Raw genomic sequence first — 15,810 nt, 5'->3', positions numbered from 1 at the left:
ATCAGATATCTTCCAGATCGACGACCGTTTTATCTTCCGTGGAAGCATAGGTCAGTTTCTCGACGATTTCCTTGGTGTCGCGGGCGATAACGAGCTCTTCATTTGTCGGCACGACATATACGGCAACTTTGGAGTCAAAGGCGGAAATTTTGCCTTCGCGTCCGTGGATCATTTTGTCGTTCAGAACCGGGTCGATTTTTACGCCGAAAAATTTCAGGCCACGGCAAATGGAATAACGCAGATGGGTCTGATTTTCACCCAAGCCTGCCGTAAATACGATACAGTCAAGACCGTTCATCGCCGCCGCGTAGGAACCGATAAACTTGATAATCTGGTAGCTCAGCATCTCGTGAGCGAGAATGGCTCTCTTATTTCCTTCGATTTCCGCCTTTGTAACATCGCGGTCATCGCTGAAACCGGAAATACCGAGAAGGCCGGATTTCTTATTCAGGATTTCGTCCATCTGTTCCGGGGTAAGTCCCTCTTTTTCCATAATAAAGGTTACAACGGACGGGTCAAGAGAGCCGGAGCGCGTACCCATCATGAAACCGTCCAGCGGAGTAAGGCCCATGCTGGTATCAATTACCTCGCCGCCGTGGATTGCCGCAAGGGAAGAACCGTTTCCGATATGGCAGGTAACCATATTGATATCTTCCAGAGGCTGATGCATCAGCTGTGCGCAGCGCGCGCTGACGTAACGGTGGGAGGTGCCGTGGAAGCCATAGCGGCGAATCTTATATTTCTCATAGTATTCATACGGAATGGCAAACATATATGCCTTTTTCGGCATGGTGGAATGAAAAGCGGTATCGAAAACAACGCACTCGGGCACGTCCTTCCCGAAGATCTCGCGGCTGGCCAGAATGCCCTGAAGCTCCGGGCCGTTGTGAAGGGGCGCCAAAGGAATCAGGCTTTTAATTCCTTCTATAACATCATCATTAATGAAAAGGGACTTGCTGAATATGGCGCCGCCCTGCGCTACGCGGTGGCCGATTGCCGTAACCTCGGACAGATCTTTGATTACACCAACCTGTTTATCCGTTAAAGCAGCCGTAACCAGCTTAAATGCATCGGTATGGCTTGCCATTTCGACTTGTAAATCCTTTTTGCGCCCGTCTGCGGTTTTGTGGCTGAATATTCCCCCTTGAATCCCTATCCTTTCGCAGTTGCCTTTTGCAATCATCTCTTCCGTATCCATATCAATCAGCTGATACTTCAGGGAAGAACTGCCGGCGTTGATTACCAGAATCTTCATTCTTATTCCTCCTAAATTTTGCTTTTTGCTTGTATCGACACAAATAACACCATATACTATAATAGTACTACCACTTCGGAAATTCAAGGAGTTTATAGAAAATGCTTGTTTCGGGGATTGTTTCTGAATTTAATCCGTTTCATCGCGGACATGCCTCGCTAATATCGCGTACCCGGATGGAAGGGGCTACGCACGTTGTTGCGGTCATGAGCGGTAATTTTGTTCAGCGCGGTGAACCGGCCATTCTGTCAAAATGGGCAAGGACAAGACAGGCGCTTGCGAATGGCGCCGACCTTGTCATCGAGCTTCCGCTTCCGTGGGCACTTTCCGGCGCGGAGACCTTTGCATTCGGCGGAGTTTCCCTTTTGGATGCCCTGAGCGTTGATATGCTGAGTTTCGGAAGCGAATGCGGCCGAATCGACGAGCTCCGGAAAGCGGCGCAGGCGCTGTCTTCCTTCCGCTTTCACCATGCGGTTCGAAACGAGATGAAAAGCGGAGCGACCTTTGCAAGGGCAAGGCAGAATGCCGTAAGCCAAATTGACGGCGAAGCTTCCCGCCTTCTGCGTGAGCCCAATAATATCCTCGCGATCGAATATCTCAAGGCGCTGAACCGCCTGCAATCAAAAGCGGTGCCGTTTACAATACAGCGCCTTGGAGCCGCGCACGACGCGCAGGCCGCCGTGGATGAAATCGCCTCCGCTTCCCAAATACGGATGTGCATGCACGCCGGGGAGGACTTTGCCAAATGGATGCCGAACAGCGCGGCGGAGATCGCGCTGCGTGAAATCGAAGCGGGCAGCGCGCCGGTTTCGATCGCCGCGGCGGAACGGGCCGTCCTCGCAAAGCTGCGAAGTATGAACCGGGAGGAATTCGCCGCGCTGCCGGATATCAGCGAGGGCTTGGAAAACCGCGTATATGAAGCTTCGCGCAAAGCATGCTCCCTTGATGAATTATATTCCCTGATCAAATCGAAAAGATATACCCATGCGCGCATCCGGCGAATTGTGCTTTCCGCCTTTTTAGGATTGGATTCCTCCATGAACAAGGGGATTCCCCCGTATCTTCGCGTCCTTGGTTTTAACAAACGCGGAACGGAAATTCTGCATTTGTTAAAGCCTTCCGCAAAACTTCCTGTTGTTACCAACACATCAGACATATTGTCCCTTGACAATGACGGGAAAAGTATGATTGAATTAGAAAGCAGGGCGACTGACCTTTATTCCCTTTGCTCTCCCAAAGCCGCGCCCTGCGGAAGCGATAGGACAACCGGTATTCTTTCCATTTCGTCTTGAAGCTGAAAGGATGTGTCTTCAATTGTCTGTTGAAATAAAAGAAATAGAGTATGAGAACTATGGAAAATGTTTGCAGATAAGCAATGGATTAATCGACGTTGCCGTCACAATCAACTTTGGCCCGCGGATTGTACGTTTCGGTTTTACCGAAGGACCGAATGTTCTTTATAATGATCTGGAACGAAAATATACAGTACAGAATGAAAAAACGACGGAACGCTTTGGCAAGGACGCTTTTACCTTTTACGGAGGACACCGCATCTGGCTGAGTCCGGAAAAGATGCCGGATACCTATTACCCGGACAACGAACCGGTGGTATACGGAATTTTGCCGGAAGGAGTCACCTTTACTCCTCCCCACCAAAAGCAGAATGATATGCAGCTTAGCTTTGAAATTATCATGAGCGAAGGTACGACCGACATCATGGTCGTACACAGCGCCAAAAACAGTTCAAAAGAAAAACACGCCTGCTCTCTTTGGGCGATTACGATGCTGAACGGCGGCGGGACGGAAATTCTTCCGCTGAACACGGACAACAGCAATGCAACGGCGCCGAACCGGACCATATCCTTGTGGCCGGGCACGGATTTTCATGATGAACGCCTTTCCTTCGGCAGCCGGTTTATGACCGTGCGGCATGATAAAAATAACGAAAAGCCCTTAAAAATCGGGCTGAACAATCCTTTGGGATGGGCCTGTTATGCAAACGGAGATACCGCGCTGGTTAAACGATATGTGCATACTCCTTCCGCGCCCTACCCGGATTACGGCTGTTCTTCCGAAACCTATATGTGCAAGGATTTTTTGGAAATGCAGACGTTAAGCCCGCTTTACAGCCTGGATCCCGGCGAGGGAATCCGGCACGTGGAAAACCTTTTCCTCATAAAGAAACCTGCTGAATTTGACCCGGCAAATGAAGATTCCGTCGCGAAGTATATACAGGAATTAAATTTATAGAAAAAAGGCTCTGAACCGTAAAAGTTCAAAGCCTTTTTTCATACGCGGATTATCTGCCCCTGTGTTTTTCTTTCTTCTTTTTTTGGCGCAGTGCAAACCGGCGCTGTCCTTCCTCTTCCGACCGCTTCCGGTAAAAAGATTTTCGCTCCAGCTTCCCCTGCTCCTGCTGCAGCTTCAGGGCCTGCTGCGCCTTTGTGCCGATTCCGCTTTGCGACAATTGGCCGTTGATCAGCCGCTGCAGCCGTTTCGGATTGATTTTCGCTTTTTCAATCTTTTGGTTTGCAACGGGCGGACTAAATCGCAGCCTTTTCCAGTTTTTTAAGAAATAGCTGTAGATCTCATAATCCTTCGGTTCGGCGCCGAAGGTTACTTTCGCGGCTTCCAGCTTTCCGTCGGTCAGCCGTTCCATTGCGCCAACCCAGAAGGGGTCCTCAAAAAACACCGTAATTCTGCATTCGTCCATGTGAAATTCCTCCTAAAAGCAACTTAACAAAGACCGGACAACCTTAGGAGGCAGGTTACTGACGGCTGAATGCCGCGTCTGGACTACCGACCAGAACTGTGTTTTCGTCTTTGCGATCTTATCTTACCTGAACAGCAGGCTCTTTTCAAGTCTATTTTTCAAAATGATTCTGTTTATAGGCAACAAACAGGGCCGTATTCCCTTCCTGCGAGATAGCAAAAGGAGCGGTCAAAAAACCGCTCCCCGTTTTAAATTTTAACACTAGGCGAGCCATTGGATAAATGCCGTTTTATCTTTTCGGTTATAGCCTGCCTGTTCGTAAAAATGCAACGTACTTTCCTGCTTTGAACCTGTCATCAGCATAATTTTGTAACAATGCTCTTTTTCAGCGATTTTTCTGGCACATTCCAGAATGGCAGTTGCATTGCCTTGATGACGATTGTTTTCATCGGTAATTACATTCTCAATAAAGGCGTAGGGCCTTTGCCCATGGGTTAAATTCGGAACAATAACGATTACACAGGAAGAAACGATTTTTCGATTCTCAAGTCCAAGCAGAATATGCTGGTTTCGATCATCTAAAATCCGTCTCCAAAGCTTTTCGATGTCCTCGTCTATATCCGGCAGAGGATTCTCGTGCAGTTGCGTATAAAGTTCCAGTAAACCGCGCAAATCCTCTTCCCTTGCTTCCCGAATATCCAATGTGGCCCTCCTGTTCCGATTGTAGGAATGAATCTATTAAAGCGTTCCGAAAATGCGGTCGCCGGCGTCGCCGAGACCCGGGACGATGTAGCCGTTTTCGTTCAGATGATCGTCAACGGCGGCGCAGTAAAGCTCTACGTCCGGGTGCACGGCTGTGAAGGCTTTAATTCCTTCCGGCGCCGCGATAATGCACATAAAGCGGATGCTCTTCGGGTTGCTGCGCTTAATGATTGTCACGGCATCGATTGCCGAACCGCCGGTTGCAAGCATCGGGTCCAGAACAATGACGTCGCGCTCGTTAATATCCAGCGGGAGCTTGCTGTAATATTCGACCGGCTGCAAGGTTTCGTGATCGCGGTAAAGGCCGATATGGCCGACCTTTGCGGCGGGGACCATGCTAAGCACGCCGTCGACCATGCCGAGGCCCGCTCTTAAAATCGGAACAAACGCGAGTTTTCTTCCGGCGATCACCTTCGTTTTTGTTTCACTGATCGGGGTTTCAATCGTTGTTTCCTCCAAGGGCAGATCCCTTGTCGCCTCATAACACATCAGCATTGCGATTTCGCCTACCAGCTCGCGGAATTCCTTTGAACCGGTATTTTTATCACGCAGAAAAGTAAGTTTATGCTGAATGAGGGGATGATCCATAATAAAGACCTGTTTATCCATACTGACAGCCTCCAAAATTATTAACTTTTTTATTACAGTTCGCCGCGCTCGATCGCTGCGATTTCGTCGAGACGACGCTGGTGGCGGCCGCCTTCAAACTCGGTCTGCAGAAAAATCTTTGCAAATTCAACTGCTTTCGCTTCGTCAATCACCCTTCCGCCCATGCAGAGGATATTCGCATTGTTGTGACGACGGGTCATTTCTGTGCAGTATGCGTCGGAGCAAACGGATGCGCGGATGCCTTTCACCTTGTTGGCGGCAATGCTCATGCCGATTCCTGTTCCGCAGCAAAGAATTCCGCTTTCCGCCTCACCGTTTGCAACGCAGTGCGCCACTTTCGCCGCAATCGGCGCGTAGTCGACGGAAGTTTCGTCAAACGTTCCGAAATCCTTGCATTCTATGTTTTCGCTTTCCAAATACTTCTTGATCGCTTCTTTTAACTGCAATCCGCCGTGGTCTGCTCCTAAAGCTATCATTTGTTTTCTCCTTTTATTCGTTTTTTTAATTCGCGCTCCGCCTGCGGCGGGCGCAGATAAACCGGCATCAGAGCTGCCGGAGACACCGCTCCGCCCTGCTCATATACTTTGCACGCGGATTTTGCAACCCCGCAGGCACGCTGATAAATCAGGGGTTCGGGCGGCAAAATCGCATGAAGACTTTGAAACCGCTCATTATTATAGCACAATTTCGCGCCATCTCCAACAAGCATCAGCGGTTTTGCATATTTTTCACATTCCGCCGCTAAATTCGGAATGGAGAGCGCCCGATCCTCCGTAACTCTTTCAAGGCTTCCGCCGTGCGCGCGGAAAACCGCGTTGTAAACCTGCCCGCAGCGCGCGTCCATCACCGCGCATACCGTGCAGTCCATATGTTCCAAGTTCTGCGCCATGGCTTCCAGCGTGGATACGCCTACACAGGGCTTACCCTGCGCCATGGCAAGACCCTTGACGCTCGCAATGCCGATACGAATGCCCGTAAAGGAGCCGGGGCCGGAACTGACCGCAAACAAATCAACGCTTTGCAAGTCCGCCCGCGTGCATTTCAGCACATTGTCAATCATCGGCATCAGCGTCTGGCTGTGTGTCAGCTTCGTATTGATGTAAAATTCGCCCAGCACTTTTCCGTCCTCAACCAATGCCGCCGACGCCGCAGTCGCCGACGAATCAATCGCCAATATTCTCATAGTTCCATCCCCTCAATGTGAAAAATGCGTTCGTTTTCGCCCTCGCCCCGCCGGATTTCAATACGGATGGCATCCTGCGGAAGCGCGGCTTCAATATTTTCGCTCCATTCGATCACCAGAACGCCGCCGTTCTCCAAATAATCGAAAAAGCCGGTGGAGTACAGGTCGTCCCAGCCGGACACGCGGAACATATCGAAATGGTAGACATCCAGCCTGCCGTGGTATTCGTGAACGAGCGCAAAGGTCGGGCTGGAAACGCCCTCGGGAATCCCCAGCCCCCTTGCAAGCCCGCGCGTAAAGGCGGTTTTTCCCATCCCCATTCCGCCGAAAAATGCAATCACTTCGCCGCCGGATAGTTTTTCGGCTACTTTTTCGCCGAGCGCTTCTGTTTCAGCCGGCGAAGATGTCCTAATGTCCCGCATAGCAGTCCCCTTGTATCTTAAAATAATCCCGAAATTTTTCCCTGTGCATCCACGTCGATTTTTTCAGCGGAGGGTACTTTCGGCAGTCCGGGCATTGTGAGAATATCGCCCGCATAGGCAACGACAAAACCCGCTCCGTTGGAAAGGCGCAGGTCACGGATGGTGATGCGGAAACCGGTCGGCCTGCCCAGCAAGGCGGCATTGTCCGACAAAGAATACTGCGTTTTTGCAATGCAGACCGGAAGTTCATTCCCACCGAGCGCTTCAATGTCCCGCATGGCTTTTTCCGCCTGACCGGTATAATCGACGCCGTCCGCGCCGTAAATCTCTTTTGCAATGCACTCGATTTTCTGTTTAATCGTTGAATCAATGGAATAAATCGGCTGAAAATGCGCCGGTTTCTCCGCCGCTTCACATACTTTTCTCGCCAGATCCACGCCGCCCTCGCCGCCTTTTGCAAAGACCTCGGAAAGCGCGAAATCCGCCCCGTTCTCGCGGCAGTAATTCTCAATATAGTTCAATTCCGCTTCGGAATCATTCGGAAAGCGGTTGATCGCAACAATTACCGGAACGCCGTATTTTTCCATATTGGAGATGTGCGCGCCCAAATTGACGATACCCTTTTTCAGCGCGTCCGGATTTTCCAAAGCGGTTTTGTCTTTCGGCACGCCGCCGTTGTATTTCAGCGCGCGCGCGGTAGCGACAAGTACAATCGCATTGGGCTTTAATCCGGCAAGACGGCATTTAATATCCATGAATTTTTCCGCGCCGAGGTCGGAACCGAATCCTGCCTCCGTAATGCAGTAATCGGCGAGCTTCAGCGCCAGGCGCGTGGCTCTTACCGAGTTGCATCCGTGGGCGATATTCGCGAATGGCCCGCCGTGCATAATAACCGGTGTGCCCTCTAAAGTCTGCACCAGATTCGGATTGATCGCGTCCTTCAAAAGCGCGGCCATTGCGCCCTGCGCCTTTAAGTCACATGCATATACGGGCGCGCCCGCGTAGGTGTAGGCCACCAGAATTCTGCCAAGCCGTTCTTTCAGATCCATCAAATCGGAAGCGAGGCAGAAAATCGCCATGATCTCCGTTGCAACCGTAATGCAGAAGCTGTCTTCGCGCGGAATTCCGCTCATCTTTCCGCCGAGACCGATCACAATATTCCGTAAAGCGCGGTCGTTCATATCGAGGCAGCGCTTAATTAAAATCCTTCGGGGGTCAATTCCCAGAGCATTTCCCTGCTGCATATGGTTGTCCAACATGGCGCAGAGAAGATTGTTCGCGGAGGTAATCGCATGAAAATCGCCGGTAAAATGCAGGTTGATGTCCTCCATCGGCACAACCTGTGCATAACCGCCGCCGGCGGCTCCGCCCTTAATTCCGAACACCGGCCCCAGGCTTGGTTCCCGCAGGGCGATAATCGCGTTCTTGCCGATCTTTTTCATTGCTTCGCCCAAACCGGCCGTTGTGGTGGTTTTCCCCTCGCCCGCCGGAGTAGGGTTGATCGCCGTTACCAGAATAAGTTTACCGTCCTTTTTGTCGGCAAGTCTGTTGTAGAGAGCGTCGTTCAGCTTTGCTTTAAATCTGCCGTAGGGTTCCAGTTCTTCCTCGCGGATATCAAGTTCGGAAGCGATTTGTGCAATCGGCAAAAGTTTTGCCTGCTGCGCGATTTCGATGTCAGTTAGCATTCATGCATCTCCTCACAAAAAATATGACAAAATTATATCATATTTTTCGATAAAAAAGAACCACGACAGGGCAAAATTTGAATTTTTCCCGTAAAATCGCCGGACGTAAATTTCATATATTTCTGTTAATATTTCCCATCACGGCAACGATTCCCTCATTTTTAATATTTAATATTAGAAAATAATTAAGATACAGGAATGCCCTGTATGACATCGGATTTATTATTGACCGGATTGTGCCCGTAAAATCCGGTCATAGGATAACATTGCCGGAAATGCCGGACGGGTATCTTCCTCCAACTTCTGGTTTTATTATTTACTTGAAGTTTTCCCGGTAACATAATATAATAAATAGACTAAGAGGTGAAGGAATGCAAAGATTAAATTCATTACTTGATTATATAAAAAGAGCGGACAAGCTCTTGTGGCTTATTATGCTGTCCATTTCAGCTTACAGCCTTTTGCTCCTGAAAACGGTTCCGCCAAGCCCGTCGGGCAGGTCCTATTTTACGGTTCAGCTCATCGCCATCGTAGTGGGATATTTCGGGGCGATTCTCTTTACGCTGATTGATTACCGGGAAATTTCGAATTATTGGTATATTGTGGCCGGATTTTGCCTGTTTTTAATTGTTTACACACAGATCTTCGGGCAGGCGGTTACCAGCAGCGGCGGTATTAACGCGAAGGCCTGGATCAAGCTTCCGGGCGGTACCTTTCAGCCCAGCGAACTGGTGAAAATCGGCTTTATTATTACCTTTTCAAAACATCTGTCCGAATTAAAGGAACGGGATTTGCTCAAGTCCTTTCCACAGATCATGCTGCTGGCCTGCCACGCAATGATTCCGGTCGGACTGGTTCATTTACAGGGAGACGACGGCACGGCAGTCATATTCTTCTGTATGTTTCTTGCCATGGCGTTCGGCGCGGGCATTCAGCTTCGGTACTTCGGGGCGGTTTTTGCGGCGCTTGCGGTGGCTTTCCCCATCGCCTGGAAATATGTGTTAAAGGATTACCAGAAAGACCGGTTTACGATTTTCCGTCATCCGGAAACGGAGCCGCTCGGCAGAGGAATGCAGCAAATTCAGGGCAGGCTTTCCATCGGCAGCGGGCAGATTCGGGGACGCGGCCTGTTCAACAGCGATACCCGCGTGAGCAAAGGCCTTGTACCGGTACAGCAGAGCGATTTTATTTTTTCCGTTGCAGGAGAATTGCTTGGATTCGTCGGCTGTATGCTGATTATCCTTCTTCTCCTCCTTCTTCTTTTCCGTACACTGCGGGTTGCAAGGAAATCACAGGATTGTCTGGGCAATTCCATCTGTTTCGGATTTTTCGGCATGATCGCCGCACAGGCTTTATTCAACTTAGGCATGTGCCTGAATCTTCTCCCGGTAATGGGCGTTACCCTTCCGTTTTTCAGTGCGGGCGGCTCGTCGGCGGCCTGCCTGTATCTCGGCTTTGGTTTGGTTCAGAATGTATATATGCACAGAACCAATTTCGATAAGGTTTCTCTGCACCGATAATTGAATACGTATTACAGAACTGCCCCGCCGGGTTTCTTCGGCGGGGCAGTTCTGTAATAGGATGATAAGGAAAAGTTTGTACCTTATTTGAACAGCTTATCCTGCAATTTTTTGGCTTTTGAACGCCTCTGCTCGGTTGCTTCCGCGTTAATGTTTATCGTACCCTCCGTATCGTTGACGTCGAGGACATCTCCCTCATGCGCGCCCTGCGGCAGCTCGGAAACTTCGATTGCGAAAAATTTCTGATCCTTGTCCTCACAAATAGCATAGGTACCTTCAAAGCGATCGATTACTAAGGTTTTCATCATAAATTCCCCTTTTGTTTTTCTTAGGATTTTATTAAAAGCTTTTCCAAACAAGGCTCATACAGAAACTACTGTTCCGTTAAAACATGAATCCTTTGTCCGTCGCTCATAAAAACGAGCGTTCCGCTTACATCCGTGCGATACACGGGGATTTTCGCGGTCCACAACCTTTTCAGTACATCCTTTTTCGGCAGCTCGCTGGAATCGCGGGCTACGGAAATCGCCGCAAAGCCCGGCTGAACCGCATGCAGAAAGGGTTCCGAAGTGGAAGTGGAACTTCCGTGGTGCCCGATTTTCAGCACATCCGCGGAAAGGTTCTCCCCGCTTTTCAGCAGGTCGCTTTCCTCCTCTTTCTCCGCATCCCCCATTAAAAGAAATCGGCTTTTTCCAAAAGTAAGCTTTAAAACAATGGAATTATTATTGGTGCTGTCCCCTGTATTTACCGGCGCCAGCACTTTTATCTTTAAATCTCCCAGTTGCAGGGATTCCCCGCAAGGAGGATTTTGAACGGAAGTACCCGTTTGCCTAAGCGCGGTCTGCACCGCGGTGTATTCCTCCCCCTTTGGGATCAGATTTTTGGGAATGTTGGGGGCAAAATATTTCTCAACCTTATAATGGCTGATGATATAGCCAAGGCCGCCGATATGGTCTGTGTCCGGGTGCGTATTAAAAACATAATCCAGCTTTTTTACGCCCCGCCGGTCAAGATACTCCGCAATCTCTTCCCCGCAATCCGGGGTTCCCCCGTCGACAAGCATATATTTCCCGCCGCAGGCGATAAAGATACTGTCGGCCTTGCCTACATTTAAAACATGGACGGACAGCGGCGCATCATCCGCCGCGGCGGCAAAGTCGCTTAAGCCGAAGAACCGGAATATTTGCCGCCAGGAGGCTTCCGCGCCAAACGGAAGGATGAAAACAATCAGCCCAACCGCTAAAAACAATAAGAGGGTAACTTTCAGCGCCTTTTTGTTGTTTTTTTGCTGCTCCATTTGCCCCGCTTCTCTCTGCTTTGAACTTTGGAACGCTGCATTTCCGGAGTAGGACGGACAAGACATTCACTGCCCATGCCAATCAGGTCGCTGCGGCCCGCAGCTTTCAGCGCGGAGATCACCAAATCCCGGTTTTTGGGAACGAAATACTGCAAAAGCGCGCGCTGCATCGCCTTTTCGCGGTCGGTACGGGGAACATTGACTTCCTTCAAGGTATACGGGTCTAAACCAGTATAAAACATGCAGGTGGAAATCGTCCCCGGCGTTGGATAGAAATCCTGCACCTGCTCCGGGCGAAGATGCTCCCGCTTTAAAAACAGCGCGAGTTCCACCGCGTCCTTCAGCGTGCTGCCGGGATGGGACGACATGAGATACGGAACAAGGTACTGCTCCTTTCCATCCTCTTTGCTCAGTTTAAAAAACTTCTTCTGAAACTTCAGAAAAGCCTCTATATGCGGCTTGCCCATGCTGTCGAGCACTTCCGGAGTACAGTGTTCCGGGGCAACCTTCAGCTGGCCGCTGACATGATATTTCACGAGTTCCCGAAAGAAAGTGTCGTCTTTATCTTCAATCAGGTAATCAAAGCGGATTCCGGAACGGATAAACACGCGTTTTACTTTCGGCAAGGCACGCAGCTTGCGCAGAATATCGAGGTATTCGCTGTGATCCACGCAAAGCGCCGGGCAAGGCTTGGGGGCAAGGCATTTTTTGCCCGCACAGAGTCCCTGCTTTTTCTGTTTTTCACAGGATGGCTGGCGGAAATTCGCCGTCGGCCCGCCAACGTCATGAATATACCCCTTAAAATGCGGGTTCTCCGTCAGCTTTTTCGCCTCGCGCAGGATGGAATCTTCGCTTCGCGCGGTAATCGCACGACCCTGATGAAACGCGATGGAACAAAAGTTACAGGCACCGAAGCAACCGCGGTTGTGCGTAATGGAAAATTCCACTTCCTGAATGGCCGGAACGCCCCCCATGCTTTCGTAAACCGGATGGTACGTACGCATGTAGGGTAGATCGTAAACGGCGTCCAGTTCTTTCTGCGTTAACGGCGGCATCGGCGGGTTCTGAACCAGAATCCTGTCCCCATGCCGCTGAATCACTTTACGGCCGCGGACTGCGTCCTGCTCGTCCTGCTGTTTCCGGCAGGAGACCGCGTATTCCTTTTTGTTTCGGCATACCTGCTCAAAGCTCGGGCATTCCACCGCGGGACCGGGCCGGTATTCTTTTGTAGGAACCGCATAGCAGGTTCCGCGCACATCTGTAATGGATTCGATCGGCTCTCCGGCATAAAGGCGGCGCGCGATTTCGATCGTCTGGTTCTCCCCCATGCCGTAAGTAAGCAAATCCGCGCCGGAATCCAAAAGGATGGACGGCCGGATTTTATCGTCCCAATAGTCATAATGCGCAAAGCGGCGAAGAGAAGCTTCCAGACCGCCGATAATAACGGGTGAATCCGGATAGATTTCCTTTATCTTTTTCGAATAAACCAGAACGGCGCGGTCCGGCCGCAGCCCCATTTTCTTTCCGGGGGAATAGGCATCCTCTTTACGCGGCCTTCTCGCCACGGTATAGTGGGCCACCATGGAATCAATATTCCCGGAGCCTACCATAAAACCGTATTTCGGTTTGCCAAAGCGTGTAAAATCCTTATCGGTACGCCAATCCGGCTGTGCAAGGACGGCGACATGATAGCCAAAGTATTCCAGCACGCGCGAGATAATCGCCGTGCCAAAAGACGGATGGTCGACATACGCGTCTCCGGTCACGACGATAAAATCCGGCGCGTCCCAGCCCAATGCGGTAATTTCCTCTTTTGTGATCGGTAAAAAAGGCATTCTTTTTATTCTTCACTTTCTTTTTGATCAGCCTGTTGCATCGTCATTTCCAGCCACTGCTGATAGGTAATCAGCACCTGACGCGGCTTCGAGCCTTCGTGGGGGCCGACAATGCCCATCTGCTCCATTTCATCAATCAATCTGCCCGCTCGGGCATAGCCGAGGCGCAGACGGCGCTGAAGCAGAGAGGTGGAAGCCTGTCCCGCTTCCACAACGCATTTGACAGCGTCCGGCATCATCGGGTCGGTGTCTTCGCCAAGGGCGCTGTCGGAGCCGGAATCCTTCTCCGCAACGGCGTTTTTCTCGATTTCTTCCGCTATATCCTTATCATACCCGGCTTCCTGTGTTTTCTTCACAAAATTAACAACGGATTCGATTTCGCTGTCGCTTACGAAACAGCCCTGAATACGAATCGGCTTTTGCGACCCGACAGGGGAAAACAGCATATCGCCGCGGCCCAAAAGCTTTTCCGCCCCGCCCATGTCCAGAATGGTACGGGAGTCAACCTGTGACGACACGGCGAACGCGATTCGGCTCGGAATATTCGCTTTGATAATCCCCGTGATAACGTCGACGGACGGACGCTGCGTCGCAATCAGAAGGTGCATGCCCGCGGCGCGCGCCATCTGTGCCAAACGGCAGATGGAATCTTCCACTTCGTTCGGCGCGGCCATCATCAGATCTGCCAGCTCGTCGATGATAATCACAATCTGCGGCAGATGCGGCATAGGCTGGCCGTTTTCATCCTTATACCCGCTGGATGCGGCAAGCGTGTTGTAACCGTTCAGGTCGCGGACATTTTTCTCCGCGAAGGTTTTATAGCGCTTCAGCATTTCGGTCACCGCCCAGCCCAGAGCACCCGCGGCCTTGCGCGGGTCGGTGACGACCGGAACCAAAAGCTGGGGGATTCCGTTATAAATCCCCAGCTCCACAACCTTCGGGTCGATCATCAAAAACCGCACTTCTTCCGGAGTGGACTTATATAAAAGACTCATGATGAACGAATTGATACAGACCGATTTACCGGAACCGGTTGAGCCCGCAATCAGCAGATGGGGCATTTTTGCCAGATCCGCCGTTGCCACTTCCCCCGCGATATCGCGTCCCAAAACAACGGTCAAGCGGCTTTTGGCCGTACAGAAGCTGTTGGATTCAATCAGTTCCCGCATACGGACAACGCTGACTTTTTTATTCGGAACCTCAATGCCGACGGCGGCCTTGCCCGGAATCGGGGCCTCGATACGCACGCCCGAAGCGGCCAGATTCATGGCAATATCGTCCGATAAATTCGTGATTTTACTGATTTTTACACCGGCGGCGGGCTGCAACTCATAACGCGTTACCGCAGGCCCGCGGCTGATATCCATAATTTTTGTCTGAACGCCGAAACTTTTTAAAGTTTCCACCAGCATCCGCCCGTTGGTTTTCAGTTCCTCCGCAATTTCCTGATCGTTTGTTACCTTTGTTGTTTCCAGCATCGTAATCGGCGGGAAATGGTAGGAACCGTCCTGCGGAGGCTCGTCGGCAAACATGGTCATCTGCATGGAAGCACCAACCGGCGGCTTTTTTTCTTCCGGCTTCGCCGCAGAATTTTTCACCGCTTCCAAAACGGCAGCCGACGGTTCCGTCTTTTCGCCGGAACCCGGAACGGATACCGGATTGCTTTCGACTTTCTCGACAACCGGTTCTTTTACCCCAAACACCTTTTCCAGCTGGTCGAGCTTTTCATTTTTTCCTTTTTTGCTTTTTGCCTTTGTTATGCGCTGCGTAACATCCTCTTTGTCAAGCGGAATGTCGATATAGGAATTTTCCTTACGGGCGCGTTCGATCGCCCGCTGTTCATACACACTGCTGATATTGGAAGCGACCATGTCGGCCGGCTTTGTAATAGCACGGAAAAGCTGTACAAGGCTGGTTCCGGTTAAAATCATAATCGCCACGAAAAGGGCCAGAATGATCACAATTTTTGCCCCGGTTGAGCCGAGCGCCGCAACAAAGGGAATCCCCAGCAAACCGCCGAACAGACCCGCGCCGGATCTTTGCATCCCCAGTTTATAAAGGTTCACAAGCTGGCTTTGCAGCGAATGCACCGATGTTTTGTCCGCAGCGGAAAAAATATAAACCGCCGAACAAAACAGGGTAATGATCACCACCATTAAAACGACCTTGCCGCCAAGCCAGTTATTCTGGCGTTCAAAAGCGGTTACAATGGATATGTAAAATAATAATATCGGCCAGATAATGGCGCAGCTGCCAAACAGGCCCAAAAGGGCGTTATGGCACCAAAGCCAGATATGGTCCCCTGAAATTAAAACCAGACAGACCATTAAAATGGCCACGGCAAACAGCACAATCGCGTTAATCTGATTGCGCTGTCTGACGTATTCCGCATCCCGCTCCGGTTTTTTCCCTGCGTTTTTTGCCATATGCTGTGCCTTCGGCGCACGGCTCGTACGGGCGGGAGCTTTCTTTTTCACGCTGTGTTTTTGATTTGCCACCGAATTCTCACCTTATAATTTCATATTCCTT

At 50.7% G+C, this 15,810-nt stretch carries 15 protein-coding genes; 3 read left to right on the top strand and 12 right to left on the bottom strand.

Annotated elements, in window-relative coordinates:
- Window position 1: 1 nt before the first annotated feature.
- Window positions 2-1,255, bottom strand: a complete 1,254-nt coding sequence (locus tag OUY18_RS09975; protein ID WP_268058636.1) for an acetate/propionate family kinase — start codon at window positions 1,253-1,255, stop codon at window positions 2-4.
- A 101-nt stretch (window positions 1,256-1,356) separates the two neighbouring features.
- Between OUY18_RS09975 and OUY18_RS09970 the strand changes: the two genes are divergently transcribed.
- Window positions 1,357-2,547, top strand: coding sequence for a nucleotidyltransferase family protein (locus OUY18_RS09970; protein WP_268058635.1), 1,191 nt, complete (start codon window positions 1,357-1,359; stop codon window positions 2,545-2,547).
- A gap of 22 nt (window positions 2,548-2,569) precedes the next feature.
- The gene (locus OUY18_RS09965; RefSeq protein ID WP_268058634.1) at window positions 2,570-3,505 is read left to right on the top strand and encodes a hypothetical protein; all 936 of its coding nucleotides are present in this window, start codon (window positions 2,570-2,572) and stop codon (window positions 3,503-3,505) included.
- 49 nt (window positions 3,506-3,554) lie between these two features.
- Here OUY18_RS09965 and OUY18_RS09960 read toward each other — a convergent pair whose 3' ends face one another.
- The 7 genes from OUY18_RS09960 to OUY18_RS09930 all read right to left on the bottom strand — a co-directional run bounded on the left by OUY18_RS09960 (window position 3,555) and on the right by OUY18_RS09930 (window position 8,629).
- Complete coding sequence (locus tag OUY18_RS09960) at window positions 3,555-3,968, bottom strand: YjdF family protein (RefSeq protein ID WP_268058633.1); 414 nt, start codon at window positions 3,966-3,968, stop codon at window positions 3,555-3,557.
- A 261-nt stretch (window positions 3,969-4,229) separates the two neighbouring features.
- A complete protein-coding gene (locus OUY18_RS09955) occupies window positions 4,230-4,670 on the bottom strand; it encodes a GNAT family N-acetyltransferase (RefSeq protein WP_268058632.1) in 441 nt (146 codons plus the stop codon).
- Window positions 4,671-4,706: 36 nt separating this feature from the next.
- The gene (gene upp / locus OUY18_RS09950) at window positions 4,707-5,339 is read right to left on the bottom strand and encodes a uracil phosphoribosyltransferase (protein ID WP_268058631.1); all 633 of its coding nucleotides are present in this window, start codon (window positions 5,337-5,339) and stop codon (window positions 4,707-4,709) included.
- 32 nt (window positions 5,340-5,371) lie between these two features.
- Entirely contained in the window at window positions 5,372-5,815 is a 444-nt protein-coding gene (gene rpiB / locus OUY18_RS09945) for a ribose 5-phosphate isomerase B (protein ID WP_268058630.1), read from the bottom strand.
- Entirely contained in the window at window positions 5,812-6,522 is a 711-nt protein-coding gene (gene tsaB, locus OUY18_RS09940; RefSeq protein WP_268058629.1) for a tRNA (adenosine(37)-N6)-threonylcarbamoyltransferase complex dimerization subunit type 1 TsaB, read from the bottom strand. Before tsaB ends, rpiB begins: the two co-directional genes overlap by 4 nt.
- Window positions 6,519-6,944 (bottom strand): tRNA (adenosine(37)-N6)-threonylcarbamoyltransferase complex ATPase subunit type 1 TsaE, encoded by a 426-nt coding sequence (gene tsaE, locus OUY18_RS09935; RefSeq protein ID WP_268058628.1) that lies wholly within the window; start codon window positions 6,942-6,944, stop codon window positions 6,519-6,521. The genes tsaB and tsaE overlap by 4 nt, the downstream gene beginning before the upstream one ends.
- A gap of 17 nt (window positions 6,945-6,961) precedes the next feature.
- The gene (locus OUY18_RS09930; RefSeq protein ID WP_268058627.1) at window positions 6,962-8,629 is read right to left on the bottom strand and encodes a formate--tetrahydrofolate ligase; all 1,668 of its coding nucleotides are present in this window, start codon (window positions 8,627-8,629) and stop codon (window positions 6,962-6,964) included.
- Between the two features lie 371 nt (window positions 8,630-9,000).
- Between OUY18_RS09930 and OUY18_RS09925 the strand changes: the two genes are divergently transcribed.
- Window positions 9,001-10,149: an FtsW/RodA/SpoVE family cell cycle protein gene (locus OUY18_RS09925; protein WP_268058626.1), complete on the top strand. Its 1,149-nt coding sequence runs from the start codon at window positions 9,001-9,003 to the stop codon at window positions 10,147-10,149.
- Between the two features lie 83 nt (window positions 10,150-10,232).
- On the opposite strand, the gene OUY18_RS09920 is transcribed toward OUY18_RS09925, so the two are convergent.
- From OUY18_RS09920 to OUY18_RS09905, 4 genes are all read right to left on the bottom strand, one after another.
- Window positions 10,233-10,454 carry a DUF3006 domain-containing protein gene (locus OUY18_RS09920; RefSeq protein WP_268058625.1) on the bottom strand — a complete coding sequence of 74 codons (222 nt, stop codon included), beginning with the start codon at window positions 10,452-10,454 and terminating at the stop codon, window positions 10,233-10,235.
- A gap of 68 nt (window positions 10,455-10,522) precedes the next feature.
- Window positions 10,523-11,446, bottom strand: a complete 924-nt coding sequence (locus OUY18_RS09915; RefSeq protein ID WP_268058623.1) for a ComEC/Rec2 family competence protein — start codon at window positions 11,444-11,446, stop codon at window positions 10,523-10,525.
- Window positions 11,413-13,281 carry a YgiQ family radical SAM protein gene (locus OUY18_RS09910; protein WP_268058622.1) on the bottom strand — a complete coding sequence of 623 codons (1,869 nt, stop codon included), beginning with the start codon at window positions 13,279-13,281 and terminating at the stop codon, window positions 11,413-11,415. The genes OUY18_RS09915 and OUY18_RS09910 overlap by 34 nt, the downstream gene beginning before the upstream one ends.
- A gap of 5 nt (window positions 13,282-13,286) precedes the next feature.
- Window positions 13,287-15,779 carry an FtsK/SpoIIIE family DNA translocase gene (locus OUY18_RS09905; protein ID WP_268058621.1) on the bottom strand — a complete coding sequence of 831 codons (2,493 nt, stop codon included), beginning with the start codon at window positions 15,777-15,779 and terminating at the stop codon, window positions 13,287-13,289.
- Window positions 15,780-15,810 lie beyond the last annotated feature (31 nt).

The organism is Caproiciproducens galactitolivorans (assembly GCF_026672255.1).
Classification (GTDB): domain Bacteria; phylum Bacillota; class Clostridia; order Oscillospirales; family Acutalibacteraceae; genus Caproiciproducens; species Caproiciproducens galactitolivorans_A.
This window is presented reverse-complemented; position numbering and strand designations above follow the sequence as displayed.

Excerpts from the sequence above, each read along its gene's own strand:
- OUY18_RS09970 (WP_268058635.1), top strand. The coding sequence starts at position 1,357 with ATGCTTGTTTCGGGGATTGTTTCTGAATTTAATCCGTTTCATCGCGGA.
- OUY18_RS09910 (WP_268058622.1), bottom strand. The coding sequence starts at position 13,281 with ATGCCTTTTTTACCGATCACAAAAGAGGAAATTACCGCATTGGGCTGG.
- OUY18_RS09915 (WP_268058623.1), bottom strand. The coding sequence starts at position 11,446 with ATGGAGCAGCAAAAAAACAACAAAAAGGCGCTGAAAGTTACCCTCTTA.
- upp (WP_268058631.1), bottom strand. The coding sequence starts at position 5,339 with ATGGATAAACAGGTCTTTATTATGGATCATCCCCTCATTCAGCATAAA.
- OUY18_RS09960 (WP_268058633.1), bottom strand. The coding sequence starts at position 3,968 with ATGGACGAATGCAGAATTACGGTGTTTTTTGAGGACCCCTTCTGGGTT.
- tsaE (WP_268058628.1), bottom strand. The coding sequence starts at position 6,944 with ATGCGGGACATTAGGACATCTTCGCCGGCTGAAACAGAAGCGCTCGGC.
- tsaB (WP_268058629.1), bottom strand. The coding sequence starts at position 6,522 with ATGAGAATATTGGCGATTGATTCGTCGGCGACTGCGGCGTCGGCGGCA.
- OUY18_RS09930 (WP_268058627.1), bottom strand. The coding sequence starts at position 8,629 with ATGCTAACTGACATCGAAATCGCGCAGCAGGCAAAACTTTTGCCGATT.
- OUY18_RS09925 (WP_268058626.1), top strand. The coding sequence starts at position 9,001 with ATGCAAAGATTAAATTCATTACTTGATTATATAAAAAGAGCGGACAAG.
- rpiB (WP_268058630.1), bottom strand. The coding sequence starts at position 5,815 with ATGATAGCTTTAGGAGCAGACCACGGCGGATTGCAGTTAAAAGAAGCG.
- OUY18_RS09920 (WP_268058625.1), bottom strand. The coding sequence starts at position 10,454 with ATGAAAACCTTAGTAATCGATCGCTTTGAAGGTACCTATGCTATTTGT.
- OUY18_RS09975 (WP_268058636.1), bottom strand. The coding sequence starts at position 1,255 with ATGAAGATTCTGGTAATCAACGCCGGCAGTTCTTCCCTGAAGTATCAG.